This is a genomic window from Paenibacillus sp. FSL L8-0436 (assembly GCF_038593025.1).
In the GTDB taxonomy this organism is placed as follows: Bacteria; Bacillota; Bacilli; order Paenibacillales; family Paenibacillaceae; genus Paenibacillus_AQ.
The window spans coordinates 1,314,775-1,339,807 of the sequence record NZ_CP151955.1 but is presented as its reverse complement, the minus strand read 5'-3'; the positions used below and the strand labels follow the sequence as shown (position 1 = coordinate 1,339,807).

Genomic DNA, 25,033 nt, shown 5'->3' with positions numbered 1-25,033 from the left:
ATTCTGCTTTATGAACAGACAAGTGGAAACGGCTTCGCTGTCCTCAAAAGGACGGTATCCGTTTCAGCGAGAAATAGAAGGATAAATTATAGCGTGAAGCATATAAATTCTTATCTTTTAACAAAAAAAGCCCGCACTCTGCACGGACTCCTCATCTTAATATGTATTCAGTTTTGGGGACAGCTTCATGAATCCTTTAACATTCCTATGATGATAAACGTAGAAATATAGAGCACAAACATAATGGCCAGCACAAGGCGCATCCGGCTTTTGTTCTTCACATATTTATTCATCAAAAGCATAATGACAGCTATTGCAGCAACGCTCAGAATCGTGATGATATTGTTCATCGCAAACTCTCCTTTACAGTAGATTCTGCTAAGTATATAGGGAAAATCAATTCATTTATATAAAAAAGAGCATAAATATTGTATTTTATCTCATTTATTTGGATCAGGATTTATAAGAGGTGCGACATTTTATGTCGTACCTCTTGTTTTATACTACGAAGGTACCATTCAAACTGTGAAATGAGGTTCAAGATTATGCCAAAAACAAAACGGGGCCGCGTACTTTGGAACTTGCCGTCACGGGGCCGGGGGACATGCCCGATCTGTGAAACTACGCGCATTAAACTGCTCTATCCAAAAGTGAAGAGCGATGGAACCGGAATTAAGGTATGCAAGCGGTGCAGTAAAGCGCCGCAAGTCAAAGTTGATGCTATAACAGGCTAAGCGTATCCTTAGTCGGGGATGCCGCTCTCTTTTATGCGTATATGCATAAGACCGGTGCAGGCATCCTTGTTTCATTCCGCCGGGTTCCTTATACTCGAAGATAAACAAACACAGGGCCAAGCTCTGATTCCCATAATCATGAAAGGGAGCGTCTTACTTGAGCCATATCCACCGTATTCAATGGTTCGACCAGCAGATTAAGGCGGGGCGTTATCCGAACAGCAATCATCTGGCCGGGCAGTTCGAAATCTCCAAGCGCCAGGCTCAGCGGGATATCGAATACATGGCCTCTTCTCTCCGGGCTCCGCTGCAATATGTGGCGAAGCAGCGCGGGTATTGCTATGAGGATGACAGCTTCATGCTTCCCTATCTCTATATGACCGATCAGGAAAAGCAGATTCTGAAATATTTGGCTTACCGGTACAGCCGCTATAATTACGAGAATGGAGCGGCAGTACGGCGGATTGGCAGCCTGCTGGAGCGGCTTACCGATGACCAGGAGCCGGGTGCAGAGGCACAGCTGCCGATTTTTACGGTAAATGTGCATGTACTGCAGTATATTGAGCTGCTGGAGCATGCCATCAAAGAATGTATAGTTGTAAGAATTGTTCATGATGGGCAGGAGGGTGAACAGGAAATCTGCCCGTTGAAGCTTGTTAACCACTACGATGATGACCATGTCATTGCCAAGACGGCAGAACATAGTCCGCCCCAGCACTTCCGGCTATCCTCCATCCGTTCTTTGAAGCTGACTGAGCGGCGGTTCAATGGAGAAGCCGACGGCGGACTGCGGCAGGAACAGGTCCGAAAGCTCAAACCTTTTACGGCACAGATCCGCCTGGCTGCTCCACCCAAAGGAGAATCATGGCTCGGATTTCCGGTACATCTTATAGATAAGGACATTTACGAAGTGGATTTTTTCGATCCGGAGATGTTCGTGCAGCATCTGCTCACTACAGAATGGCTGCAAATTCTGGCCCCCCAATGGCTGCAAGTCAAAATAAGCAGCAGATGCCAAGCGATGCTTGATTTGCTGAATCCACAGGAGAATCCAAGTGAACCTTAAGAATATTCAGATGAAACGTGAATCGAAGTCTTTTACAGACGCCTTATATGCCATCCTGACAGCCGCGCAGCGGTTTGAAGGACCAAAGTATATGCTCTCCGGGCTTAGCGGCATGGCCTTCAAATTCTCAGTGCACCGCAGGCTTCTGCCTATGTCGGTCACGGCATACGGCCAGTGGGGAAATGAACATGCACCTGCCATTGATAATCTGGGGATTCACACGGTCTATGACGGCGGACGCACAAGGCACAGCTCGTTCGATGTGTATCAGCAGGATGCCATCGCTTGGATCAAACAAAGCATAGATGCCGGTCTGGGAGCGTTGTATTGGATTCCGGAGTTCGGGGTAATTCACGGCTATGATGATGCGGATAAGGTATTTTATCTGCAGGACGGCTGGTCCGGGGAGAGCCAAGTGGTGTTGTATGACAATTTCGGCATCAACTTCACCTCCTTCTGGTACTGCCAGGTGTTCGGCAATCAGGTAGAGGTTCCCTTGAAGGATGCGGTGCTCGAATCTCTCCGTCTGGCACTCTATGACTGGGAGACACCTTACAAAACATGGCCGGATAAGGAAATAGCCTCAGGCCGGCTCGCCTATTCATACCTGATTCAAGCCTTGAAGCTGGGAGACTTTGATTCTTCGGGTGCCGCATATATTCTGGATTCCTACGTATACGCACGGAGGGAGATCAGGGATTATTTGCAGGAAATACATCAGCTGATCCCGGGACTGGATGAAGTTCATCACATATACAGTGAATTGGCAGACCTAATGACGGAAGAACTTGCAGTATCTCTGCCTTCCTTTCATGGAACAGGTCAACTGGCTGAGCACCGTCAAGCCTCATTATGTGCAGCGCTGGCCAAAGCTGAGGCCCTCGAAGAACGCGCAATGGAACGGGTCCGGATTGTGTCCGAACGTTACCCTGACCGCAAACGTTCTATTGTGCCCAGATGGGGCGCACATTCGGCAAGGTAATATTTAAGCGCGTGCTATGAACAAGAACGGCGGAAAGAAGGAATTTATTCATGAGTAAAGTCATTCTCCATTCGCTTCAATACCGCCAGGAATCGCATTCGTTTACAGATGCCCTATACGGTATTTTGACAGAGAAAGGCTGGTTCACTTTGCCGAAATGTATGTTGTCCGGAATGACGGCGGCCTGTTTCCGCTTCTCCGTTCACAGGCAGCTCCATTCCGATTCGGCCACGGCCTACAATTGGATGGCGGAGCATCTTGTAGCTTGTGACCTGATTGGAGTAACCGCCTCCCAAATGGGCGGATTTAATTTCACACCTACCTTTCCTCTCTACCAGCAGCAGGCCATCTCTGATATCAAAGCATGCATTGACCGCGGAACGGGCGCAGTGGTATGGAAAGACCGGTTTGTTATTGTGAACGGGTACCATGAACAAGAGCAGCTATTTTATTATTTGGACGGGATAGCAGATTCCTGCCAGGAACTCCCCTTCTTAGAATTAGGGCGGAACCTCTCTCCTTATGCCTACTATCAGGTCTACGAGAAGCAGATCGAGATAGATGTGCTGCAGGCCATTAAAGAATCTTTCATACAAGCGGTCTTCAAAGCGGAAACCCATGACATCATGCTGCCGGAGTCCGGTTATGCATGCGGGCTTGCTGCTTATGATGCCATTGTAGAAGCACTTCGTTCCGGCGGCTATGACGCTGAAGGAGCTGCCGAAACATTTTTTGTCTACACTGCGGCCAAACAAGATGCGGCAAAGTATGCACAGGAAGTTCTGGCGTACTGGCCCGCTGCAAAAGAGATCGCCGCACATTATACCCGGTTGTCGGAAACATTCGAGGCGATCACACAGGTTGAACTCCATACGCAACCTCTCCCGCCCTCCGGGTTAAAAGAACTAATAACCTTATTCGACGATGCCAAGGCAGCCGAAACCGCCGCCATTCAGTCGATCCGTCACTTGCTGCGTGAACCCATTACCAACCGTTTTCACGATATAGGACTGCGCTGAGCAGAAGCAGGTACGCTTGACAACAAAGTTATAGCTTCTATATATTTTAAGAACTATAACAAATTGGAGCGTGCCTATGAGCGCAGAAGAAGAGAAAACAATAGCTATCCATCAGGTGATGGATAGAATGGCAGCCGTCCAGCATAAATCCCAGGCCTTCGTTGACAGAATTAACAGGCAGGAATCCTTGACCCAGAACCAAATTATGCTGTTGTTCCAACTGCGGCTTACGGGAAAGCTGAATATCACCGATATCTCTGAACGATTCGTCATTACACCGGGAGCCGCTTCCTCCATGTGCGATAGATTGGAAGAGGCGACTCTAATTGAACGGGTACGTACCAAGGAAGACCGCAGAGTGGTCAATATCATACTTACGGAGCAAGGGGAACGGCGGATTCTTGATCTGTTTGACCGTTTCGCTACCGCAGAGCTGGACAAGATTGCGGATACACTCTCCAAAATTCAAATACTGATGGACGAAATAATTGAATAGCTCTCTTATCTGCGTAAGCACCGCCTCAGGCAACTGAAAGGCGGTGCTTTTCGAATGGATTATTATTTCATTGACTATATATTATTATATGTATATATTTTAATTATTAAAATAATATCCGGCAAAAGGGGGCTCTACTCATGATACATCTGGACAAACACACTTCAGTAACAGATGCGTTGAATCATCCTCCGCTTAAAGTAAGAGGGTCTCTCATCCGCCGGGAGGATATCACCTCTGCCTGCGTAGATGTATTCGGTCACTTGAAAGCGCTGGGCAGGGTTACGACGGGACGGCTGAAAGTGTCTGGAGAATGCTCTATAACAGGTGCCTGTCTTGCCGCAAAGGTTGAGAATTTCGGAAGCCTGCGTTTACACAGCCTGCAAGCCGAACATATCCGTTCCTCCGGATATGTTGCGGCATCGGAAGCAATCCATACGCTGACCTTTCTGGGGGAGGGCGCTTTGCGGGTGAACAGCCTTACCGCGAAGGAATCCATTACGGTTCTGCTCGGTTCTTCCTGTACTGCGGATCAGATCAGAACGGACGGAACCCTGATAGTCAGGCGCTCCTCTCTGCTGCTAAAGCGCCTGATGGGACCGTTCCGCAAATTGACTGCCCGCTTGATTCAAGGGACAGCCATTGAGCTGGAGCACACCACAGCTGAGCTTGTGTGCGGGGAGCAGATCCGGGTTGGACCCGGTTGCGATATTCAGGAAATCCGCTACAGCGGAAGTCTGCATGTTGACCCGAAGTCGAAAGTGGGCAGAGCTGTGCATACGAACGGATCTGGAGGGCCTGTATCATGAGCAGAGCAGCCGCATGGATTCCCGGCCCAATGCAGCCCTCCTCGATACCTCCGAAGCTGCCTACGGTATGTGAAATCCTGAATCCTGGAGGTCATCTTTCATACTCAACTATGGTTTCTCCGCTTGAGGCATCCTGAATTTCTCCGATCCGGATGAACCCCAGCTTCTGATAGAGATAATGATTTCTGACTGCCCAAGAGGGCGTGTCCAATGTCCATTTCTGTGCTGAGGGATAAGTGTCAAACAGGAAGCGGAAGGCTTCCTGGCCGTAGCCTTTATTCTGATAATGCGGGTCCATATAAATCCGGCCAAGATGACATTCCTCTCCGCCGGGAGCAGGAAAGACGATCATTCCGCCAATAATGGCATCATCGGCAAGCAGCTTGTAATAGTGGCCCTTCTGCATCATCTCTGCCTGCCAGGCGCTGGAATCATAGCCCGGTGGTCCGTCTTCTTCTTTATTTTGGAACTGCCGCGCGTCCTCATTGAAGGTTTTTTTCTGTATTTCGGCTAAGGTTTTGGCGTCCTGCGGTTCGGCTAGTTGAATCGTAATCATATATGTTCTGGCTCCTTTGAATTATTCATCTTATTAGTTTAGTTGTGAAAGGAGTAACTGCTGTACCGCTGCAAAAAAAATGGGTGATGTTTTGTTCCTTCGGTTACTGTATTCGAGGTTCATAGTCAGAGATTCAGCTGACTGGACGACACTCTTGGATTAAAGGGAAATATGCCAGGAATATTGTGGAAAAAGCCTCTTTATTGTATTTTATAGGGAATCATTCCCTATAAACCCATCACAAACCCCACATACGGCTGGATCCACAGAAATAGCGGGCAGCTTTCCCGTTCATTGCGAAAAAATGCTGATTTTCTAAATATTAGCGGACGTTTCTCCCGGTACTTCTGTTGAACGCTTGCGACTCTAAGTATCCAAATTTGGCGTTCAACGTTTCTGATTATTCAATGGGAAAATAGAGATCCATCGCCACAGATTCGCCGAGCTCCTGTACTTCCTCCAGCCAGTAACGCTCTTTGTCACAGGCTGTTTGGTATCCCCTGCTGTTCACCCAAGCCGCGAGCTTCTTCCAGCCGAGAGGGATACGCTCAAAGGGATCGGCAAAGGGCTCCGTAATCCGCAATATTGCGTACCTGCAGCCCTCCACATGCTTACACGTTATACCTTCAGCCAGTGCCGGAATATCCTGACCCAGTACAACCCAATATTCATACCCCCGCAGGCCTTCCTGCTGCTGCTCTTCAGACACAGGAACATCAAAACCAAACCTTCTTGTCCCGGCGCCGATCCCCGTTTTCGCTGACCACTCACTCATAAATGTGATGACCTCCGCCTCAGGGTCCTTGCTGATTCTTACGCCGCTGGCGGTATTCATCGTGTGGAGACTGTCAATTCTGACCTCACTTAAATAATCCATTGGAACGCCTCCAGTACTGTCGTTTAAGCTTTCCTCTAACAAAGGTTTGGGAGGGAGGGAGTAGTTAGCACTCCGGCATCTGCTTGGAACTTGGCCGAACTCCTGCAGAAATGCCCTGCTGAACGCACGCTCAGAGCTATATCCGTAATCCATGGCAATATCTAAAATCCTTCTTCCACGAATCAGCTCATTCATCGCATAGCAAAGCCGTCTCCTGCGGATATACTCCATTAAGGTGACATCCAGATGAATACTAAACAACCTGTGGAAATGAAATTTCGAGAATCCGGATACGCGCGCACAATCCTCAATCGTAATCGGTCCTTGCAGATTCTCTTCGATGTAATCAATTGCTTTCTGCATATACTCCGTATATCCCAAGCCGTTCACATCCTCATTGCAACGATTACCTTCATTATAATCACCCGGCAAACGGACTACCGGACATTTATTGCTAAGTCCATTTATAGAGAGAAGCATATAAGTTCTATATTTAAACAAAAAGATCCCCCGTTAAGGAGATCCCCTGTTCCGCTGCTCAGCGGATTGATTCAGCAATCTGCATGATTTCTTCGCGGTCTAAACCTTGGGTGCTCAAGCTGTATAATACGCCGTCTGCTTCCCAATCCAAGCTTTTGCTATTCATTAACACTGCGTCGATCCCGTTCACCTTCACCTGCTCGATCTTGCCGTCGGTCGACATCTCATAGGCCGTTTCATGATCAGCATAAGACTGCTGCATCCAGAATTTTATGCCTTTCTTCTCACTGGTGAAGATCAAGTCGACATATTTGCTGCTGATCCCGTCCTTTCCCTTGTAAAGCTCTCCGTGGTCAAAGGCAATCCCCTCAGGTAAATATTCCGGCAGCTTCACTTCAAAAGCAGCGTATTTATTCAGCTCTGCAAGTGTCTTGACACTGAAAATACCTGCGGCTTCTTCCTTATCCAGCACATCCTGCTCCTGCTGTGTGACAGGTTTGCCGTCTACAAAATCCACAATCGGCTCGCCGTCCGCCGTAAAGATCTGCCCCCTCTCAATCTCCTGGGCAAAGGAGACTACCGGATGGCCGTCCTTATCATAAATTTTGCCTTTCAACTCTTCCGGAATTTCAGGGATCTGGTCCGGATCCATCTCATTCGCGATGATATGTCCCAGATTAATGGTCTGAAGCACCCGGCTCAGAACCTCCTGGGCAAAGGATGGCTTGACCACGGCTCCGCTTACTGCAAAGGCTACAAGCAGCGAAGCCGCAATCATTACCGGCCGCTTGAAGCTGCGGGAAGAGTTCCTTCTGGAACCGGCCTGCACTTTGCCTGCCCGGCTTCTAACCTTGGACCAAACTGCCTGCTGATCCGTATTGCGGCTGAAATCATGTTCGGCCAACACTTGCCCAAGCTCAAGCAGCTCACGGTATTCCCCGGATCCCTTCCATTCACCAGAGCCTGCTTTGTGAACACCGTTATCCATATCCCTTGCAAAACGTTGCGCGGTATCCTTGTTTTTCACAGTTCATCGACACTCCCTATTTCAGATTTGAGTTTTCTCATACTCCGGTAGAGAATTACGCCTACATTACTCTCGGAAATCCCTGTGAGCAGAGCGATCTCTTTATTTTTCAAACCGGCACCGAATTTAAGCGCTACGACATTCCGCTCCTTGACAGCCAGCTTGTCCAGCGCATGATTCAGCCTCGTATTTCGTTCTTCCTCCAGCAGCAAATCCTCGGGGGCTTTTTTGCCGGACACCAGCTCCATAACTGTATCCAGTGAGAACAGACGGGTTCTCTTCCGGCTTCTGTAATAATCGTTCACAACATTTCTGGCGATGGCAAACAGCCACACTTCAAAGGGCGCTTTCTCACCGGAAAAGCTGTCCAGCTTAGACAACGTTTTCTCAAATACCAGGCTCGTCAGATCCTCTGCCGTATAACGGCAGCTGACCCTGTAAGCTATATAGTTATATATCCGCTTATAGTAGGTTTCAAAAATCGTTGTAAACTGCTGGTCTGTCTCTGTATTCCTCTGCATTCTCTCTAGAATAAAAGGCTGTAACAATGCGCGCTCTTGCATCCCTTAAGCTCTCCCTTCCTGCAAAATTTCACTTGGCCAAGTAATTTACTCCAGCTAATACGCGTGTACACGCAGTTTCATTACAGGATTAGGAAATTATTACGAAACGGGAAATCCCGAAAGAGAAAATTAATCATTTGGGGAATCACCCTCATGGTGCCTGTCTCTCCCTTGGCATCATGGATGATTTCTTTGCTCTATGCGGACTTTGTTGCACATGATGGATTTGCAGGGATTGCCCTGCTGCTGTTGCTGATTCCGCTTTTTTGCCTGGCCGGATTGATCGTTCTGTTTACAGGAATTTTCCACAAAAAAGAAACGGGCACTGTGTAGTTCCCAGCGGACCGTTTCTTTTCCAACAACTATTAATTATACATTATTATCTAGTTTAGTATATTTATTGATCAACTCATCCAATAACATAGATTGTTTAATTACACTCGGGTGCAGCAGGCCAAACTGCTGTTCCATCTGATTTAGTCTAGCCCGCTCCACTTCAATCTGTTTCTGGATGACTTCTATCTCGTTCATTAGCACTACCTCCCGTAAATATTCTAGAGGTTTATGTCAAAATATAGGTGAAGTTGTACAATGCATCAACGTATAAAAAAACGCCGCTTGCGGTTTAGTTCCTGTTAAGCGGCGGTAAAGAGTCGACAAATATAAATTTCAGAGGCGGAAACGGAATTACCGTAAACAGACCGAGGCGGTACAAGAGTAACTAATCTTGTACCGCCTCGGTCCGGTTCCAGCCATGCTTCACAGTTTAATTTTTTCTAATAAGCCAAGCAGCAGCTGCTTCTCTTCCGGTGCGAAGTCCTCATAGACCGCTGCCAGCAGCGACTCCGATACTGCTTCAAATATCGGCTGAAGCTCCCGGCCTTTCGCCGTAAGAGACAATCGAAAGATCCTCCCATCTCTTTGATCCTGCTCCCGCTGGACGTATTCCATGCGCACCAGTTTATCCACCAAAGCTGTAATTGTAGACTTGTCCTTATCAATGTAGCAAGACAACTGATGCATCGTTATGTATTCCTGGACAAACAGCTGGTATAGAATATCTCCGTGCGAGGGGGCGATACCTTGAAGATTGTGTTTTTTCAATTCCCGTTCGATGAACTTATTGCCACGCCGGTGAATGCGGCCAATGACCGCGAGTACATTATTTTCATTCATAATCCCATGTTAATTTTAAGCAAAATATGTGTCAAGCCTTTCCCCGTAAAGCCGCACTTCCCGGTGTAGATTTCTTCAACATTCCGCTTCCAGCCGGTGAATTCCTGTCGATCGGGGTGTGATTCTGGATACCTTCACTACGTTGGCCGCTGGCACCTGACCCATTCGTAACAGCCTTGTTGTTGCTTTGTTAACAGATCGTGATCTGAAAGCAAGTGTTTTAATATATAATAAAATAGACTGAAACTTTTATACTCTGGAGGTTAACCTATGAAAAAATTATTCGGCGCTGCCGCGATCGCCCTGTTTATTGCAGGATGTACGGCTGCGTCTCCTATAGATACTGCTCACGCCGCTTCCCCCTTACTCCTTGCTGTGGATGGACAACCTGCTCTCACACCGCTTCATCCCTTCTATTCTGGAGGAGTCTTGTATGTACCCGCAAGAGTCTTGCTCGAATATTATCCCTGCCAATTGATCTGGGACAATGTCCGCAAACAACTGACCCTCAGCGATATCAGCTCCAATACAGTCCTTACACCCGGCAGCTCAGCCATGCAAATCACCTATACACAAACAGACGGCAGCAATGAAGAAATGCAGGAAGGACCCGTCATCGCGAAGGACGGACATAACTATATCCCGGCTGATACATTGTATGATCTTACCGGAGCTGAAAGTAAGCTTGAGAACACAGGGAATACAGTATCCATTCTGCCCGGAAGTGTCAGCACGACGGTTCGGGTTCCCAAGGAGCCGCTTGCCGTTGCAGCGAACAACTCCAAGGTCAAGCTATATACCGCACTTAAGAATGGCGACACTTATAAAGGGTTCATACTTGAAGTGAATGGCCGGAAACATAATTTCAATTGGTCGGCTCCAAGAATCTACAACTCTCCGCCCGAGCTTCACTATGCCGATGTCGATAACGACGGGAAGCCGGAAGCAGTCGTCATTCTGACGCGGGGTACCGGAACCGGAATTGTTGCGCAGGAGGTCCATGTCGTAAAGCCTGAACTGTGGAAAGAGCTAACCCTCCCTGCAGCAGATGAGGCAGCTGCAGCTGCCGTTACCTCCAGTCTGGCCATTGATCAGAAGGATGTGCTGATCCGCCTTGAGGTCAAAGGAACTGCACCGGCCAAGCTAACACTGCGGCTTCCCGGCCGTGCAACGGATAACGGTTTGGATTATTTCGGCAAGCAGGCAGGAATCGGCGCTGTTACCTATTACCAAGTGGAGGACGGCAAACTGAAGGCAGAGACCAGTATAATGGTCGGAATGCAGGAGAGTATAGGAACACTCATGCTGGAGTACAAGGCCGGCGGGAAGGGAATGGAACTGGGTTCAATCAAATTTGAGCCGGATGCTGCCATCAAGCCGAATATGGAGCCTAAGCAGGGGTAATTGAACCAAATCAAGAGTCTGCCGGAGACAACAGAAGGAGGTTCAAGAAACCAATGATAGATGCCCATATCCATCTAGAGCAATATAATGACACGGAGCTGGAGTCCATGTTGCTTGAGCTTCCGGGACTCGATATCGAATCGCTGATCGCAGTCTCGATGAACCTGGATTCCTGCATCCGCACGCAGAAAATCGCCGCATTATATCCAGTCCAGGTAAAACCGGCCTATGGCTTCCACCCCGAGCAGCCGCTGCCTCAGGAAACCGAGCTTTTCACACTGCTGGACTGGATTGAACGCCATGCCGGCGAAATGACTGCCGTAGGCGAAATCGGACTGCCCTACTATACACGGGCAGAAGCGCTGGAGCGGGGCGAAGCCTTTGAGATGGAGCCGTATATCAGGCTGCTGGATACCCTGCTTGGCCTTGCTGCCCGCCTGAACAAGCCCGTTGTACTGCATGCCGTATACGAGGATGCTCTGACCGCTTGCGATCTTCTGGAGAAGCACGGCATTACCCGCGCGCACTTTCATTGGTTCAAAGGCCCGGAAGAAGCTATTGTCCGCATGATCGAACGCGGATATCATATTTCCTTCACCCCGGATATTCTCTACGAACCGGAGATCCGCGACCTCGCCCTCCGTTATCCGCCGAAGCTGGTAATGGCGGAGACAGATGGACCTTGGCCGTTCGAAGGTCCTTTTGCCGGGAAGCCCACCCATCCGGCCATGATCCGTGAAGTTGCAGCCGCCTGGGGGGCGCTGCATGGTTATTCCGCCTCCCAGGCGGCGGCCATGCTGACTGCGAATACGGCGAGGTTTTATGATTTCTAGATAGAGACGCGCTGCCGCCGGAGAAGAAGGATGTGTATTTGCCGGCAAGTCAGAGCTAGCCCTACAGCGGGATTCTTTCTACACCTGACAATTTCTCACCGGTGAATTCCATCCGGTAAATATCCGGCTTCGTAGTCTGCATCAGAAATTCCAGTCCATAGTCATCGGAGAAATACCCCATCATTAAGGCCATCACCAGACCATGGGTGCCGATGACTATGTTTTCGCCCGGGTGTTTCCGCAGGATATCCTTAAGGACTTGGACCGCCCGATCTTGGCATTCGTTATTGGATTCTCCGCCCGGTAAGGCAAAATCCGCGTTTGCATACATTTTCCTTAGCGCTGGATATAATTCATCTTCTGGCAATGGGCGGTTGCCTTCCATCCAGATTTTTTCTTTCAGGGCTTCATCGGGAACAATCTCCTGGCCCAGTTCTTCTGCTAAATCTGCTATCGTCTGTACCGCACGGACATAAGGACTGCTGTAAAATGCATGGATCCCTTCACTCCGCAATTTTACCGTCACGCAACGGGCATCTGCTTCACCTTTGGGAGATAACCTGCGTTCCCTCTCATCTCCCCCGGTTTTGGGAGACTCTCCGTGCCGTACCATGTAAATGAAAGTACTCATTTCAAATAATCCTCCTGAAATTGTATTGCCGGCATTGAATTCTTACAATAACTGTAACTGCCTACAAGCCTGCGGCTGAAGCATACGCTTCTCCTAACACTTTCGCCGGTAGGATTCCATGTCCTCCTTCAACAAGAAAAATAGACCAACCAAAGGCTTCTGGCTGACCTAATACTACGAAAGAGCCACGCGGGCTTGTTGGATATTTAAGTTGATTATGGGAAGCTCTACAGGGGGAAGCCCTAAAGGAGAAGCCCTACAGGAGAAGTCCTAAGTGTACTTTGTACAGTTATATCAGGGATATTTGCACATATGGGAGAGTTAGTTGTATTCTGTACAGCTAGAAATCGGCTATCCACCGAATATCGGGCAATCAGCTAATTTTAGCTGTACGAAATACAATTAAAAGTAAAATCAGGCCCTGGGGAGTCACTTTAGCTGTACGAAATACAACTATAAATCTGCCACCCGGCAAATGAGGCAAAGGGAGAGGTCCAGCTTACCAAAACACAACTAAAATAACTCCAGGCACTGCTGCCCTACTACCCAATTCGTCCGCTGAACCAGCTTAACTACGCTGTCACACCATTTAGAGCCACTTCCACTTCTATTGAGCACACTTCTATCCAGCACACTTCTATCCAGCACACTTCTATCCAGCAGACTAATATCCAGCACACTAGCTGACCTGTTCTACAGAACTTACTCTCTCCCGTTTTGCAACTGGCCAAAGCACACGTCCGAACACTATACCGGTCAGACCCAGAACAGCTTGGATGATGCCGAAGTTGACGAAGATTTGACCAGGACCGGCAAGTTCGACCAGCAGACCTCCCAGCAGCGGGGCAACAATCATCACGGCACCGAGGATCGTGCTCTGAATACCGAATACCCGGCCTGTCATATGTGGAGGCGTTTCTTTCTGCAGGCAATAATTAAAGGCCACAATAAACATTCCATTCCCGATGCCCAGTACAAATCCCAGCAGCAGCACCCAGATTACAGAAGCTCCAGGCTGGAGCAGTCCCAGGCCGAGAACTGAGCCGCCGATCAGCACATAACCAGTGCCAAGTCTCCAGCCATACCCCGTTCCCAGCTTCAGCTTGTTCATGACGAGGATGATGAGCACAGCCCCCGCACCGGAAGCGGCAACCATCCAGCCCAGCAGGGATTCATTGGTCGGCGAAACCATCCGGAACAAGCTGGTAAATTGAAAATCAATCATCTGGATCGCCAATGCCCCGCTAAGTCCGAACAACATCGTATTCAGCAACACTCGGCTGTGCAGCATAAAGCTCCAGCCTTCCTTCCACATGGTGCGAAGCGGAACCCGTTCCTCCGGTGACTCGGAAACAGGATTTGCCTCTCCCGCAGGAATGTTTCTTACCGAAAGCAGCAGCAGATAGGAGCAGACACGAAAAATGGCATTCAGTAAAATGCACCACTGCGGCGTGAGCACTGACAAGGCTAATCCGCCCAGCAGCGGGCCGGCAATTTTGGAGCCCTGATTCACAATGCCGTTAAGCGAGGTTGCCTGAAGCAGCTGGTCCTCCCTGACAATACTCCGGGTCATGGACTGCTGTGCAGGCACATTTAACGTAGAAACTGCTGCGCGCAGCGACAGCAAAGGCAGCAGCCAGACCATACTGGGAGCAAATAATACCAGCACGGTCAGAACCGCGGTGAGCAGATCGCACAACTGCATCAGCTTCAGCTTGTTCATCCGGTCGGCGGCCACCCCGGCCACGGAGCCGAGCAATATGCTCGGCAGTGCTATGGCTACCGGAATCAGCGCCAGCATCAGCGGGCTGGCCTGCCAGCGGTAGCCGACAAGCACTTGAATGGCCAGCGTATCGAACCAATCACCAAAGGTTGCCGTAGCGAAGGCACTGTATACACGCATGTATACTTTGTTATGCAGCAGACTGGTTCCCTGCTTAGTTGAAGCCTCCATCTGTCATTCCTCCAGGTCACATTTAGAATCTTAGAATTGTGTAATTCATGATCCTACTGTAACGGAGAATTGTCAGAGAATTATCAGAGAGCTTTCAATATCTGCTGCAGCATATCCTCCAAAGACTGGGCAAGCCGGTCGAACCCCAATTCCTCAAGCTTGGCTGCAAATTGATTATCATATTTGTGCTGCAACGCTTGAGGAGGAGGGAACATCCGGCAGAAGTGATATATGCGGTACAACGCATGAAGAGGCAGAGGAACGAATCCGGTCATTTCCAGCACCTGCAGCCCTTCGTCCAGCAGTTTCTCTGCTTCACGCCACTGCTTGTTGCGCAAACGCCATAGTCCTTTTACTATTTTATAGCTGCCAATCTCCCGCAAAAAGGGCTTGTCCAACAATACTTTCCCTATAGCCTCGTCCAGCCGTTCCAGCTTAACATCTCCGGTTCCCGCCACCAGATGCACAAACAGCTCCACAATCATCGTAACCGGAATGAAATTTTCATAACCGGGTTCAGCAATCACTTGATAGGACCTTTCCAGACGTTCCAGCGCCCTCTCCGGCTGCCCCGCTAAGGTGAACAAATCCAGAATTGTGAGGATCTCCAATTCCACCTGATCAGGCGGAGGCAGCAGTTTTTTCCGGATCACCTGCTCACAGTACGCCAGCTTCGCCTTGGGGTCGCCGGAGAAAAAGTAGAACAGCAGCAGGTAAAAAAGCCGGTCCTTTAAAGGCACCTCTTCCGTATACAGCAGCCACTCCAAATCCCCTTGCACAAAGTGAATAACCATGGAATAATGCGGGTCCAGCTCATAGCCGAGTATGTCCTGCTGACGCGCGAGGGTGAGCATCGATTTGCCCTGGCCGTATACATGAAACTTGCCGAACACGTCACGCATCGTATCGCGCAGCTCCGGATCATGCGTGGTTGGCGTAATCATCACACTGCCCAAACCCGGCACCGCCAGACTATAACCAAAGCCCCGTACCGTCTTGATATCAAGGCCTTTAAGTCCGTGGAGCTTTTTGCGCAGCCGGTAGATATGATCATCCACTGTCCGTTCCACCGGATACTCCAGCGGCCATACTTTATCCAGAAGCTGCTCCCGGCTGAAGGTACGCCCCCTGTTATGGTATAAAAACTGCAGGAGCGCAAATTCCTTAGGCAGCAGCTCGATCGTCATTCCTTCGGCTGACACTTTATATTCGCTCCCGTTTAATTCCAGATGCATAGCTGAACCTCTTTTCCACGGATGAATCTATCACTTTATTATAACAGTCAGCCTTCACTCAGCTCCAGCGGAAAAAGACAAAAAGAGCAAACCCGCAACTTCCTGCAGGTTTGCTCTCCTTTCCACTCTACCTATTGCGCTTTGCAGCAGCAGTATCTCTTATCCGCAGATTATCCCGCCATATTGTTAACTGTATCCTGTTCGGAAAATACAGAGATATGATCCACGGTGCCGGAGGACTCCGGAATAATGAATTTGAGCAGGTATTCCTTGCCGGCTTGGTAAATGTAGATCTTATCGCTGCCGTTCACCGCAGTGCTGTCCGGCTTGCCGAGTACTTCTTCAATCTGCTTCAGAGTCAGCTTCTGTAGCTCAGCAGCGCTTGAGCGGACATCGAAGATCCGGCTGCCTTTATTGAAGCCAAATACGACATGTTTGTCGCTGTAGACTGAATACATCCCTTTACCCGCCGAATCCTTCGTGTCCGGCTCTCCCCATGCTGCTTCGACCTCATCTATTAATCCGCTGTGCGCAGCATATTCTACACCCGGCACTTTGCCCTGCTTGGCAAGCTGGAGCAGTTCTTCCAGCTGCTTGCTGCTATCCTGCGGAGCTGCGGCAGAAGATCCTCCTGCTCCAGGGCTTGGTGAGGCTGCCGCTTCCGGCTGTGAGGCTGGAGCAGATGAAGCGCTCGCTTCCGGCTGTGAGGTTGCCGGTACATCCGTACCAGCCGCCGTTGCCGGCGATGCAGAGGCCGCCGCCTGTTGATCAGAGGAATCACAAGCCGCGAGCCCGATCACCCCTGCCAATATAAAGATGCCGGCTATTGCTCTAAATGTTGTTGTCATCTTCTCATCTCCTTGACTGAACTGCTAGTACTGACGGAGGGAATTAGGGAAAGGTTGCAGAGACACCCTAAATCTAAGAACGACTTTAGGCACAAGAAAAAACGCCACTTGGCAGCCTTAGCAGCCAAGTGGCGCAATCGGAATGTTTTATCCGCTTGTCTAGATTAAATCCGACCGCTGCAGCAACCGCTGAATCATTGCGGCAACTTCGGCTCTTGTGATAGATGCCTGCGGATCTAATCGTGTAGAAGTTCTGCCGGAAACAATTCCGGCGGCAACACTATCTGCAGCACTGCTCACTGCCCATTTCGAAACGCTGCCTGCATCCGTAAAGGAACTCAGCAGCTCAGAAGCCTCTTTATTCTGGAGCTTATCTTTCAACGCGGTGATTTGCATTGCTTTTGCAATCATCGTCATTGCTTGTTCACGGGTGATCTTGTCCAGCGGACGGAAGTTGCCGTCTTCAAACCCGTTGATTAGTTTGTAGGCATACGCTGTCTGCACTGAACTGCTATACCAATCCGAAGCCTTCACATCCGAGAAAGCACCCGTACCGTTCTCCAGTTTCAGACCTAACCCCCGTACAACAATTGCGGCGAATTCGGCCCGCGTAATCTCTGCAGCAGGATTAAACGCTCCGTTCCCAACGCCGTCAATAATCATGCGTGAGCCCATGTTGTTGACGATATCTTTTGCCCAATGACCGTCCATATCCTTGAATTCCAGCGGATGCCAGATAATCGAGTAGGTGCTGTTGGTCAAGCTATTGACGATGGCAAAATATTGTTGATCAATCTTAGCCACTTTTGTCGGCACATGTCTCACCGATCCGTCCGGCTCAACCACAACCCCGGTTGTAATTCTGTTCGGGTCCACACCATCCGGAAGAGCAATCATCCGCTCTACATAAGCGTTGAACTTCGTTATTTCAACCGTGGTATCCCCGTATTGAGCCCGGATTACAAAATCAAGTGGTGGAGCAGCAAGCGTAAACTCCCCTGCAGCCGCCGAATTCTCCACTATTCTCAGCGTATCCGCTGTCGGCTTAGCGATCTCAATTTGAATTTTGATATCTTCAAGGGCAACTGACGCTCCGAGCTGTGTTGAAATAGACTCAATGTTGATTTGCGCCGCAGGAAGCGTGTAGGTGGCATTTCCGCTTTTAAACTCAAGCACCGCCTGCTTTTGTTCCATGCTCTTGATCATTTGGCCGCTTAACTCGCCTATGACAATATTAGAACTGCTGATCACCGGAATCGTTATCAGAGCTCCTTGGCCTTCGGCTGCCAGCCTTTCTTCCAGCTTCTTCTGATCAATTACGACAGTTGTAACACTCTGCCCGTTCACGGTGGAGGTTGTTGCTGTTCCTGCTCTTTCCACCTTGCCATTAACAAAAACATCAACACCGTCGTTTGTCACTGGAGTCGTGATTACAGGCGGGGTCTCATTCTCTCCTCCACCAGATGGCGCGGATGGCGCGATTGGCGTAACTTCGTTCGATAGAGCGGATGAGGCACTGCTGCCTGCGCCGTTAATCGCTTTTACCGTAAAAGTATAGGCCGTGCCGTTTGTCAGTCCTGTAATTGTAATGGGACCCGTTGTTCCAACCCCCACAATGTTGCCCGGTGAAGCCGTAACCTCATAACCGGTAATTGCACTGCCTCCGGTCTCTGCCGGGGCCGTAAAGCTTACCACCGCTTGTCCATTTCCAGCTACTGCGGTTATATCCGTTGGCGCGCCAGGGACCGTTTTTGGAGTAGCATTCAATTCGTTCGAAGCTGCGCTATCCCCTACTTCATTGGCTGCTTTGACCACAAAATAATAGGCTGTTCCATTATTCAATCCTGCCGCCTTATAGCTGTATACCGAACCGCTGACTGTAGCTATTTCATTGCCATATTCAGAGGAAGAAAGTCTTTGGAATATCTTGTACCCTGTTGAACCCGTAACCGGACTCCAGATCAGGTTAATCTCGCCATTACCGGCAAAAGCGGATTGCAGGAACGGCACTCCCGGGATAGGCACCGACGTATCGGTTACTGTAACAACAAGTGTCTGCACTGCGCCCGCTGTAAAGTTGAACGTTAAGCTCGTCGTGCCTTCTGCCAGCGTAGCCAAGTAATCCTTCTGGAGGGTTACTGTGTTGCCTGACACGGTGTAATCACTTCCTGCGGCAAGATATGCCACACCGTTTGAGATGCTGGTGAGATTATTGCCATTCAGCATCATCGTTATTACAACATCCGCCTGTTTGCCCGTATTCTTGTCGAAGCTTGCATTCTTCGGACTGATTGAACTGTTATTGGCTGTTGAAATCGTGTAGCTCTCACTCAACACGGTGCTGTCTGTCATCCCCGGTTTCACCGCGATGGCTTTAATCGTCGTCGCGCTCGTCAGCGTAATCGGACCGCTGTAGAGCGTACTGCTGTTGGTTGGCGTTGTGCCATCCGTCGTATAGTAGATCAACGCGCCGCTGGTGGCGCTGCTCAGCGTCACCGCTGTTCCGGACGCTACCTCGCCTCCGGCTGGATTTGCTGTTGGCGCTGCAACCTGCTGCGCCGTAATGGTATAGCTCTCGCTCAGCACCAAGCTATCTGTCATCCCTGGTTTCACCGCGATGGCTTTAATCGTCTTCGCGCTCGTCAGCGTAATCGCTCCGCTGTAAAGCGTACTGCTGATGGTTGGCGTTGTGCCATCCGTCGTATAGTAGATCAACGCGCCGCTGGTGGCGCTGCTCAGCGTCACCGCTGTTCCGGACGCTACCTCGCCTCCGGCTGGATTTGCTGTTGGCGCTGCAACCTGCTGCGCCGTAATGGTGTAGCTCTCGCTCAGCACCGAGCTATCCGTCATCCCCGGTTTCACCGCGATCGCTTTAATTGTCTTCGCGCTCGTTAGCGTAATTGCTCCATTGTAGAGCGTACTGCTGCTGGTTGGCGTTGTGCCATCCGTCGTATAGTAGATCACCGCGCCGCTGGTGGCGCTGCTCAATGTCACCGCCGTGCCCGACGCAACCTCGCCTCCGGCTGGATTTGCTGTCGGCGCTGCAACCTGCGCCATAATGGTGTAGCTCTCACTCAGCACCGCGCTGTCTGTCATCCCCGGTTTCACCGCGATGGCTTTAATCGTCGTCGCGCTCGTCAGCGTAATCGGACCGCTGTAGAGCGTACTGCTGTTGGTTGGCGTTGTGCCATCCGTCGTATAGTAGATCAACGCGCCGCTGGTGGCGCTGCTCAGCGTCACCGCTGTTCCGGACGCTACCTCGCCTCCGGCTGGATTTGCTGTTGGCGCTGCAACCTGCTGCGCCGTAATGGTATAGCTCTCGCTCAGCACCAAGCTATCTGTCATCCCTGGTTTCACCGCGATGGCTTTAATCGTCTTCGCGCTCGTCAGCGTAATCGCTCCGCTGTAAAGCGTACTGCTGATGGTTGGCGTTGTGCCATCCGTCGTATAGTAGATCAACGCGCCGCTGGTGGCGCTGCTCAGCGTCACCGCTGTTCCGGACGCTACCTCGCCTCCGGCTGGATTTGCTGTTGGCGCTGCAACCTGCTGCGCCGTAATGGTGTAGCTCTCGCTCAGCACCGAGCTATCCGTCATCCCCGGTTTCACCGCGATCGCTTTAATTGTCTTCGCGCTCGTTAGCGTAATTGCTCCATTGTAGAGCGTACTGCTGCTGGTTGGCGTTGTGCCATCCGTCGTATAGTAGATCACCGCGCCGCTGGTGGCGCTGCTCAATGTCACCGCCGTGCCCGACGCAACCTCGCCTCCGGCTGGATTTGCTGTCGGCGCTGCAACCTGCGCCATAATGGTGTAGCTCTCACTCAGCACCGCGCTGTCTGTCATCCCCGGTTTCACCGCGATCGCTTTAATCGTCGTCGCGCTCGTCAGCGTGATCGATCCGCTGTACAGCGTACCGCTGCTGCTTGGCGTTGTGCCATCCGTCGTATAGTAGATCAGCGCTCCGCTGGTTGCGCTGCTCAGCGTCACCGCTGTTCCAGACGCTACCTCACCTCCGGCTGGGCTAGCTGTTGGCGCGTCTACTTGCGCCATGATCGTGTAGCTCTCACTCAGCACCGCGCTGTTCGTCATCCCCGGTTTCACCGCGATGGCTTTAATTGTCTTCGCGCTCGTTAGCGTAATTGCTCCATTGTAGAGCGTACTGCTGCTGGTTGGCGTTGTGCCATCCGTCGTATAGTAGATCACCGCGCCGCTGGTGGCGCTGCTCAATGTCACCGCCGTGCCCGACGCAACCTCGCCTCCGGCTGGATTTGCTGTCGGCGCTGCAACCTGCGCCATAATGGTGTAGCTCTCACTCAGCACCGCGCTGTCTGTCATCCCCGGTTTCACCGCGATCGCTTTAATCGTCGTCGCGCTCGTCAGCGTGATCGATCCGCTGTACAGCGTACCGCTGCTGCTTGGCGTTGTGCCATCCGTCGTATAGTAGATCAGCGCTCCGCTGGTTGCGCTGCTCAGCGTCACCGCTGTTCCAGACGCTACCTCACCTCCGGCTGGGCTAGCTGTTGGCGCGTCTACTTGCGCCATGATCGTGTAGCTCTCACTCAGCACCGCGCTGTTCGTCATCCCCGGTTTCACCGCGATGGCTTTAATTGTCTTCGCGCTCGTTAGCGTAATCGCTCCACTGTAGAGCGTACTGCTGCTGGTTGGCGTTGTGCCATCCGTCGTGTAGTAGATCACCGCGCCGCTAGTGGCGCTGCTCAGTGTTACTGCCGTGCCGGACGCTACCTCGCCTCCAGCTGGGCTGGCTGTTGGCGCGTCCACTTGCGCCATAATGGTGTAGCTCTCGCTCAGCACTGAGCTATCCGTCATCCCTGGTTTCACCGCGATGGCTTTAATTGTCTTCGCGCTCGTCAGCGTAATCGCTCCGCTACAAAGCGTACTGCTGCTGGTTGGCGTTGTGCCATCCGTCGTGTAGTAGATCAACGCGCCGCTGGTGGCGCTGCTCAGCGTCACCGCTGTTCCAGACGCTACCTCGCCTCCGGCTGGGCTGGCTGTTGGCGCGTCTACTTGCGCCATAATCGTGTAGCTCTCGCTCAGCACCGTGCTGTTCGTCATCCCTGGTTTCACCGCGATCGCTTTAATCGTCTTCGCGCTCGTCAGCGTAATCGCTCCATTATAAAGCGTGCTGCTGATGGTTGGGGTCGTGCCATCCGTCGTATAGTAGATCACCGCGCCGCTAGTGGCGCTGCTCAACGTCACCGCCGTACCGGAAGCTACCTCTCCTCCAGCTGGGCTGGCTGTTGGCGCGTCCACTTGCGCCATAATCGTGTAGCTCTCGCTCAGCACCGCGCTATCCGTCATCCCTGGTTTCACCGCGATCGCTTTAATCGTCTTCGCGCTCGTTAGCGTAATTGCTCCATTGTAGAGCGTACTGCTGCTGGTTGGCGTTGTGCCATCCGTCGTATAGTAGATCACCGCGCCGCTGGTGGCGCTGCTCAATGTCACCGCCGTGCCCGACGCAACCTCGCCTCCGGCTGGATTTGCTGTCGGCGCTGCAACCTGCGCCATAATGGTGTAGCTCTCACTCAGCACCGCGCTGTCTGTCATCCCCGGTTTCACCGCGATCGCTTTAATCGTCGTCGCGCTCGTCAGCGTGATCGATCCGCTGTACAGCGTACCGCTGCTGCTTGGCGTTGTGCCATCCGTCGTATAGTAGATCAGCGCTCCGCTGGTTGCGCTGCTCAGCGTCACCGCTGTTCCAGACGCTACCTCACCTCCGGCTGGGCTAGCTGTTGGCGCGTCTACTTGCGCCATGATCGTGTAGCTCTCACTCAGCACCGCGCTGTTCGTCATCCCCGGTTTCACCGCGATGGCTTTAATTGTCTTCGCGCTCGTTAGCGTAATCGCTCCACTGTAGAGCGTACTGCTGCTGGTTGGCGTTGTGCCATCCGTCGTGTAGTAGATCACCGCGCCGCTGGTGGCGCTGCTCAGTGTTACTGCCGTGCCGGACGCTACTGCGCTTCCGGCTGGGCTGGCTGTTGGCGCATCCACCTGCGCCATAATCGTGTAGCTCTCACTCAGCACCGAGCTGTCTGTCATCCCCGGTTTCACTGCGATCGCTTTAATCGTCGTCGCGCTCGTTAGCGTAATTGCTCCATTGTAGAGCGTACTGCTGCTGGTTGGCGTTGTGCCATCCGTCGTGTAGTAGATCACCGCGCCGCTGGTTGCGCTGCTCAGCGTCACCTCCGTGCCCGACGCCACTGCGCCTCCGGCTCCGGTTGGATTCGCTGTTGGCGCATCAACTTGTGCTAGGGATCCGGCTGCCGACATCACTAATTGCGAATTCCCGGAGATAACAATTCCACCATTCAGCTCCATCAGTGCATAAATCGCATTGGTATCAATGTCCGAGAAATCAACTCCGGCATCCTGCCAGGTAGAGCCCTGGTCTCCCGTATAGTAAATCCCCGGAACATTGTTGCTGTCGTATGCTACCATATAAATATTGTTTCCCTTTTGTCCCATCATCGTAGAAGCCCCATAGAAACTATAAGTACCAGTTAAAGTTGGGGCGCTCCATGCCGAGAGATCATCACTCGTACGGGAGAATACTTCATAAGTTATTGAATTATACCCGGTCAGGACATATTTACTTCCGTCATAAACAATATTATTAAAAGCATCCGTTTGATTTGGATAAACACCTGAGTGATTTACCCAGGTGTCCCCATCCGCTGAGGTCCAGATACCGGCCTGGTCTACATTGCCGCTGCTATCATAACCATATCCTAAAGCTATAAATTGATTATTATCATAGGTTACGGTATATAGAGCATCAAGGGATTGTACAGGCAGCACGGGCTCATTCCAGACCACCCCGTCAACCGACGTTTTTATTTTGGGCACCGAACCAGAGCCTGCCCCAACTGCAACAAATTTCCCGTTGCCAAAAGCGATGTCTGTCAAAGATGTGGAATCATTTATACTGCTCCGCACAGTCCACGCTGAACCATCGGTTGAGGTGGCCAGTGCTGCTGTCGTTTGACTCACATCGCCGATAGCCACGTATTTGTTGTTGCCATATGCTGCGGCTGTAAAGGTTCCTGTTCTTGAGGGTAAAGCGGCTTTACTCCATGAAGCCAAATCACCCGAAGTCCATATGGCCCCATCTCCACCCTCTTTGCCAACAGCGACATATTGGGATCCGTCATGGATAACTTCATAAAAAGCTCCCCCCCATTTATAGCTCCAATCCGAGCCGTTAGGGGATACCATCATTCCTTCATTTCCTAGACGGAAATACTTTCCGTTCACGAACATCGAGCTCTGCGTCACAAAATAATTCTTAAACGGCTGCATCGTCCATGTGGTTCCGTTCGTCGAAGTATACACCGCTCCATAATTAGGAGCTTCATAGCCGAACAAGTAATATTTCGTTCCATCATAAAATCCATTAAACATCTGATTATTATATTGAGAGGAATTCTGCTTAAAGGGGGCACCCAGCAAAGTGAAAGTTGAGAGGTCTGTAGAGGTCCAAATATATGCCAAAGGATCTGAAATATAATAGCGGTCCTTCATCCAGGTGATCATGTTTGTACCAATGGATGGTCCTGAAGGGCCTGACGGCTGTGCTACAGTCCAGGTTGTGCCATTTGTAGTGGAATATATTTTCCCGTTCCCGGCGCCAATAGCCAGTCTGGATCCATTATTTCCTACCGTTATTCTCGTTACATAATCGCTAGAAGCAAGGCCAGTAGGGACGACTGAGGTCCAAGTAATTCCGTCTGCCGACGTTAAATATTTCCCCTCTGTTGTGGCGTAGAATGCACTGTTCCCGTTAAATTGAAGAAATTCAACATTCCCTATCCCCTTGCTCACATTGGAGGTGCGCTGCGTCCATGTTGTGCCGTCGGGTGAGGTCAGAATGACTCCCGCGCTCCCGCCTACGACGAATAATCCGTTTCCATAGGCTACCCCGTTAAAAGTGAATGAGCTCGGATCTGCCACTCCAGTGTAGGTGATGTCTGCTTTTGTTTTTACGTTCACCCAGGTCTCTGCATCCGCAGATTTAATAATCGCCCCGTAGTAACCTACTGCGATATACGTATTATTGCCATAGGCAAGATCCGACATTGCACTGGATGGTAAATTGTCGTAGCTTTTCAGCGTAAAAGAATCCGGTGCCGGATTAGCAGCATTTACAGCCTGCGGGTGAAACAAGAACAGCGTTAGAACTCCAAGCAACATCGTTCCAACAGAAAAATAACTTAAACCTCTTTTCATCATTAGCTGCCTCCATTATGTGATCTCGTCTATGAAACTGACAATTTTGTGAACAAACTTAATATCCCATAATTCGACATCCTACGCCTAAATCCTCTAAAA

The 25,033-nt window shown here is 50.7% G+C and carries 21 protein-coding genes; 9 read left to right on the top strand and 12 right to left on the bottom strand.

The window, feature by feature from the left end:
* Positions 1 to 185 precede the first annotated feature (185 nt).
* A complete protein-coding gene (locus tag NSS79_RS06135; protein WP_342438689.1) occupies positions 186 to 350 on the bottom strand; it encodes a hypothetical protein in 165 nt (54 codons plus the stop codon).
* A 195-nt stretch (positions 351 to 545) separates the two neighbouring features.
* On the opposite strand from NSS79_RS06135, the gene NSS79_RS06130 reads away from it, so the two are divergent.
* From NSS79_RS06130 to NSS79_RS06105, 6 genes are all read left to right on the top strand, one after another.
* Positions 546 to 734, top strand: coding sequence for a hypothetical protein (locus NSS79_RS06130; RefSeq protein ID WP_076111252.1), 189 nt, complete (start codon positions 546 to 548; stop codon positions 732 to 734).
* Between the two features lie 157 nt (positions 735 to 891).
* Positions 892 to 1,800 (top strand): WYL domain-containing protein, encoded by a 909-nt coding sequence (locus NSS79_RS06125; protein ID WP_342438688.1) that lies wholly within the window; start codon positions 892 to 894, stop codon positions 1,798 to 1,800.
* Complete coding sequence (locus NSS79_RS06120; RefSeq protein WP_342438687.1) at positions 1,790 to 2,782, top strand: hypothetical protein; 993 nt, start codon at positions 1,790 to 1,792, stop codon at positions 2,780 to 2,782. Before NSS79_RS06125 ends, NSS79_RS06120 begins: the two co-directional genes overlap by 11 nt.
* A 50-nt stretch (positions 2,783 to 2,832) precedes the next feature.
* A complete protein-coding gene (locus NSS79_RS06115; protein ID WP_342438686.1) occupies positions 2,833 to 3,801 on the top strand; it encodes a hypothetical protein in 969 nt (322 codons plus the stop codon).
* Between the two features lie 76 nt (positions 3,802 to 3,877).
* Positions 3,878 to 4,297, top strand: a complete 420-nt coding sequence (locus NSS79_RS06110; protein WP_342438685.1) for a MarR family transcriptional regulator — start codon at positions 3,878 to 3,880, stop codon at positions 4,295 to 4,297.
* Between the two features lie 140 nt (positions 4,298 to 4,437).
* The gene (locus NSS79_RS06105; RefSeq protein ID WP_342438684.1) at positions 4,438 to 5,106 is read left to right on the top strand and encodes a hypothetical protein; all 669 of its coding nucleotides are present in this window, start codon (positions 4,438 to 4,440) and stop codon (positions 5,104 to 5,106) included.
* Positions 5,107 to 5,197: 91 nt separating this feature from the next.
* Here NSS79_RS06105 and NSS79_RS06100 read toward each other — a convergent pair whose 3' ends face one another.
* From NSS79_RS06100 to NSS79_RS06085, 4 genes are all read right to left on the bottom strand, one after another.
* The gene (locus NSS79_RS06100; RefSeq protein WP_038586908.1) at positions 5,198 to 5,662 is read right to left on the bottom strand and encodes a GNAT family N-acetyltransferase; all 465 of its coding nucleotides are present in this window, start codon (positions 5,660 to 5,662) and stop codon (positions 5,198 to 5,200) included.
* A gap of 400 nt (positions 5,663 to 6,062) precedes the next feature.
* Positions 6,063 to 7,040: an AraC family transcriptional regulator gene (locus tag NSS79_RS06095; RefSeq protein WP_342438683.1), complete on the bottom strand. Its 978-nt coding sequence runs from the start codon at positions 7,038 to 7,040 to the stop codon at positions 6,063 to 6,065.
* A gap of 37 nt (positions 7,041 to 7,077) precedes the next feature.
* Positions 7,078 to 8,046 carry a DUF4367 domain-containing protein gene (locus tag NSS79_RS06090; RefSeq protein ID WP_342438682.1) on the bottom strand — a complete coding sequence of 323 codons (969 nt, stop codon included), beginning with the start codon at positions 8,044 to 8,046 and terminating at the stop codon, positions 7,078 to 7,080.
* Positions 8,043 to 8,609, bottom strand: coding sequence for a sigma-70 family RNA polymerase sigma factor (locus NSS79_RS06085; protein WP_342438681.1), 567 nt, complete (start codon positions 8,607 to 8,609; stop codon positions 8,043 to 8,045). Before NSS79_RS06085 ends, NSS79_RS06090 begins: the two co-directional genes overlap by 4 nt.
* A gap of 153 nt (positions 8,610 to 8,762) precedes the next feature.
* On the opposite strand from NSS79_RS06085, the gene NSS79_RS06080 reads away from it, so the two are divergent.
* Positions 8,763 to 8,942: a hypothetical protein gene (locus NSS79_RS06080; protein WP_342438680.1), complete on the top strand. Its 180-nt coding sequence runs from the start codon at positions 8,763 to 8,765 to the stop codon at positions 8,940 to 8,942.
* 36 nt (positions 8,943 to 8,978) lie between these two features.
* Here the strand turns inward: NSS79_RS06080 and NSS79_RS06075 are convergent, their stop codons facing one another.
* Together NSS79_RS06075 and NSS79_RS06070 are read right to left on the bottom strand one after the other, a co-directional pair.
* A complete protein-coding gene (locus tag NSS79_RS06075) occupies positions 8,979 to 9,140 on the bottom strand; it encodes an aspartyl-phosphate phosphatase Spo0E family protein (RefSeq protein ID WP_081965701.1) in 162 nt (53 codons plus the stop codon).
* Between the two features lie 228 nt (positions 9,141 to 9,368).
* A complete protein-coding gene (locus tag NSS79_RS06070; RefSeq protein WP_038586901.1) occupies positions 9,369 to 9,785 on the bottom strand; it encodes a MarR family transcriptional regulator in 417 nt (138 codons plus the stop codon).
* A 270-nt stretch (positions 9,786 to 10,055) separates the two neighbouring features.
* Here NSS79_RS06070 and NSS79_RS06065 point away from each other — a divergent pair, with 270 nt between their 5' ends.
* Both NSS79_RS06065 and NSS79_RS06060 read left to right on the top strand, forming a co-directional pair.
* On the top strand, positions 10,056 to 11,189 hold the full coding sequence (locus tag NSS79_RS06065; RefSeq protein ID WP_342438679.1) for a stalk domain-containing protein: 1,134 nt from the start codon (positions 10,056 to 10,058) through the stop codon (positions 11,187 to 11,189).
* Between the two features lie 53 nt (positions 11,190 to 11,242).
* Positions 11,243 to 12,022: a TatD family hydrolase gene (locus NSS79_RS06060; RefSeq protein WP_342438678.1), complete on the top strand. Its 780-nt coding sequence runs from the start codon at positions 11,243 to 11,245 to the stop codon at positions 12,020 to 12,022.
* A 61-nt stretch (positions 12,023 to 12,083) separates the two neighbouring features.
* Here the strand turns inward: NSS79_RS06060 and NSS79_RS06055 are convergent, their stop codons facing one another.
* From NSS79_RS06055 to NSS79_RS06035, 5 genes are all read right to left on the bottom strand, one after another.
* Positions 12,084 to 12,653, bottom strand: coding sequence for a histidine phosphatase family protein (locus tag NSS79_RS06055; protein WP_342438677.1), 570 nt, complete (start codon positions 12,651 to 12,653; stop codon positions 12,084 to 12,086).
* Between the two features lie 679 nt (positions 12,654 to 13,332).
* A complete protein-coding gene (locus NSS79_RS06050) occupies positions 13,333 to 14,607 on the bottom strand; it encodes an MFS transporter (RefSeq protein WP_342438676.1) in 1,275 nt (424 codons plus the stop codon).
* Between the two features lie 83 nt (positions 14,608 to 14,690).
* Entirely contained in the window at positions 14,691 to 15,842 is a 1,152-nt protein-coding gene (locus tag NSS79_RS06045; RefSeq protein WP_342438675.1) for a winged helix-turn-helix domain-containing protein, read from the bottom strand.
* Between the two features lie 170 nt (positions 15,843 to 16,012).
* Complete coding sequence (locus NSS79_RS06040; protein ID WP_342438674.1) at positions 16,013 to 16,690, bottom strand: YjgB family protein; 678 nt, start codon at positions 16,688 to 16,690, stop codon at positions 16,013 to 16,015.
* Positions 16,691 to 16,849: 159 nt separating this feature from the next.
* Positions 16,850 to 24,934, bottom strand: a complete 8,085-nt coding sequence (locus NSS79_RS06035; protein ID WP_342438673.1) for a chitobiase/beta-hexosaminidase C-terminal domain-containing protein — start codon at positions 24,932 to 24,934, stop codon at positions 16,850 to 16,852.
* Positions 24,935 to 25,033 lie beyond the last annotated feature (99 nt).

Bases quoted from the DNA above. Each gene is read 5' to 3' on its own strand.
- NSS79_RS06135 (WP_342438689.1), bottom strand. From the start codon at position 350: ATGAACAATATCATCACGATTCTGAGCGTTGCTGCAATAGCTGTCATT.
- NSS79_RS06130 (WP_076111252.1), top strand. From the start codon at position 546: ATGCCAAAAACAAAACGGGGCCGCGTACTTTGGAACTTGCCGTCACGG.
- NSS79_RS06115 (WP_342438686.1), top strand. From the start codon at position 2,833: ATGAGTAAAGTCATTCTCCATTCGCTTCAATACCGCCAGGAATCGCAT.
- NSS79_RS06110 (WP_342438685.1), top strand. From the start codon at position 3,878: ATGAGCGCAGAAGAAGAGAAAACAATAGCTATCCATCAGGTGATGGAT.
- NSS79_RS06105 (WP_342438684.1), top strand. From the start codon at position 4,438: ATGATACATCTGGACAAACACACTTCAGTAACAGATGCGTTGAATCAT.
- NSS79_RS06100 (WP_038586908.1), bottom strand. From the start codon at position 5,662: ATGATTACGATTCAACTAGCCGAACCGCAGGACGCCAAAACCTTAGCC.
- NSS79_RS06085 (WP_342438681.1), bottom strand. From the start codon at position 8,609: ATGCAAGAGCGCGCATTGTTACAGCCTTTTATTCTAGAGAGAATGCAG.
- NSS79_RS06080 (WP_342438680.1), top strand. From the start codon at position 8,763: ATGGTGCCTGTCTCTCCCTTGGCATCATGGATGATTTCTTTGCTCTAT.
- NSS79_RS06075 (WP_081965701.1), bottom strand. From the start codon at position 9,140: ATGAACGAGATAGAAGTCATCCAGAAACAGATTGAAGTGGAGCGGGCT.
- NSS79_RS06070 (WP_038586901.1), bottom strand. From the start codon at position 9,785: ATGAATGAAAATAATGTACTCGCGGTCATTGGCCGCATTCACCGGCGT.
- NSS79_RS06065 (WP_342438679.1), top strand. From the start codon at position 10,056: ATGAAAAAATTATTCGGCGCTGCCGCGATCGCCCTGTTTATTGCAGGA.
- NSS79_RS06060 (WP_342438678.1), top strand. From the start codon at position 11,243: ATGATAGATGCCCATATCCATCTAGAGCAATATAATGACACGGAGCTG.
- NSS79_RS06055 (WP_342438677.1), bottom strand. From the start codon at position 12,653: ATGAGTACTTTCATTTACATGGTACGGCACGGAGAGTCTCCCAAAACC.
- NSS79_RS06050 (WP_342438676.1), bottom strand. From the start codon at position 14,607: ATGGAGGCTTCAACTAAGCAGGGAACCAGTCTGCTGCATAACAAAGTA.
- NSS79_RS06045 (WP_342438675.1), bottom strand. From the start codon at position 15,842: ATGCATCTGGAATTAAACGGGAGCGAATATAAAGTGTCAGCCGAAGGA.
- NSS79_RS06040 (WP_342438674.1), bottom strand. From the start codon at position 16,690: ATGACAACAACATTTAGAGCAATAGCCGGCATCTTTATATTGGCAGGG.
- NSS79_RS06035 (WP_342438673.1), bottom strand. From the start codon at position 24,934: ATGATGAAAAGAGGTTTAAGTTATTTTTCTGTTGGAACGATGTTGCTT.